At 39.4% G+C, this 1,356-nt stretch carries 1 protein-coding gene; it reads right to left on the bottom strand.

Features of this window, described 5'->3' with window-relative positions:
• Positions 1–247: 247 nt before the first annotated feature.
• The coding region (ltrA, locus tag DHD80_RS19810) for a group II intron reverse transcriptase/maturase (protein WP_251743205.1) at positions 248–1,356 on the bottom strand (1,109 nt) is incomplete at its 5' end.

Below are 1,356 nucleotides of genomic sequence, written 5' to 3'. Positions count from 1 at the left end.
CGAAATAAAAGTGGAGAGTACACTCAATGAAGGCACTTGTTTTCAAATATCTTTCCAAGATGAGGATATAGAATAGAAAGGTAATTAAGGTTGAGAGTAACTTAAATTAATTATGTCATTAATTAAGTGTGGCATACAACGGTTACGGTGTCGAGTAGACAAGGGGAATTTCACCCCAAGCCTCTCACAGAACCGTACGTGATAGTCTCCCATCATACGGCTCTTGTTATACAATCTAACTTACAATTTACCATATATATCCCATTTGCCAATGATAGAATAGTTTAGGGTATTGTTCCTTAACCCTTTCAAACCATTGATACGCACGTTTTATACTGGTTCTGTAGCGTTTATACCTTTTTCTTGCCCATTTCACTAAACGATTATTCAATAATTTAAAGACTTTGTGCAGCATTGAGCTTCTGAATTTACCATAGTAGTTCACCCAACCCCTAATCATTGGATTGAGGATTGCAGCAATTCCTACTATGCGATCAGAGGTCATTCTCTCTACTTTAAGTGCTTCAAGTTTCTCTGCAATTCGCTTTCTTGAACTTATACTTATGCCACAGTCGAAGCCAAGATAGAGTCCGCTTGTTTTCTTTGATTTTGTAGTCCTGGGTTGATAAGAATAACCCAGAAAATCAAACTTCACATTGGAATACTTTCTTTGCCTTCGGTAATCTTTGCAGTATACAATTTTGGTTTTCTCTGGATGTACTTCCAGACCAATCTGTTGCATCCTGCTTTTGATAGCTTCAAGTGTTTGCTCGGCGTGTTTTTGACTTTTACAGTTCACAATCACATCATCGGCATAACGTGTGAATTTTACTGTCTTGTCATTCTGTTCCAGCCATTGGTCTAAACCATAATGAAGGAAAAGGTTTGCCAATAGGGGGCTTATAACACCGCCCTGTGGAGTTCCTTTTCCCTGTTTTGAAACTGAATGTCCCGACTTTGTCATTATTGGGCATGCAAGCCATCGTGCTATATATAACCTCGCCCATCTTTCGGGAACGTGTTTTTCTATAGCTAGCATCATTTTATGATGGTCAATGTTGTCAAAGAACCCTTTAATGTCCAGATCAATGACCCAATCCATTTTCCAACAGTTTTTCCTGACCTGTTCAAGTGCCTGATGGGCACTTTTATTTGGTCTATAACCAAAGGAGTTTGAATTGAATATATTTTCCAAACGGGGCTCTAAGTACATTTTTACCACCATCTGTCCTATTCGGTCACTTACTGTGGGAATCCCTAATTTGCGGACTTTACCGTCCTTTTTCGGGATTTCCACTTCCTTGACCGCAGGGGGGAAATAACTCCCCGATGCCATACGATTCCAAAGTTTGTACA

This window comes from Gramella sp. AN32 (assembly GCF_023718305.1).
Classification (GTDB): Bacteria; Bacteroidota; Bacteroidia; order Flavobacteriales; family Flavobacteriaceae; genus Christiangramia; species Christiangramia antarctica.
This window is presented reverse-complemented; position numbering and strand designations above follow the sequence as displayed.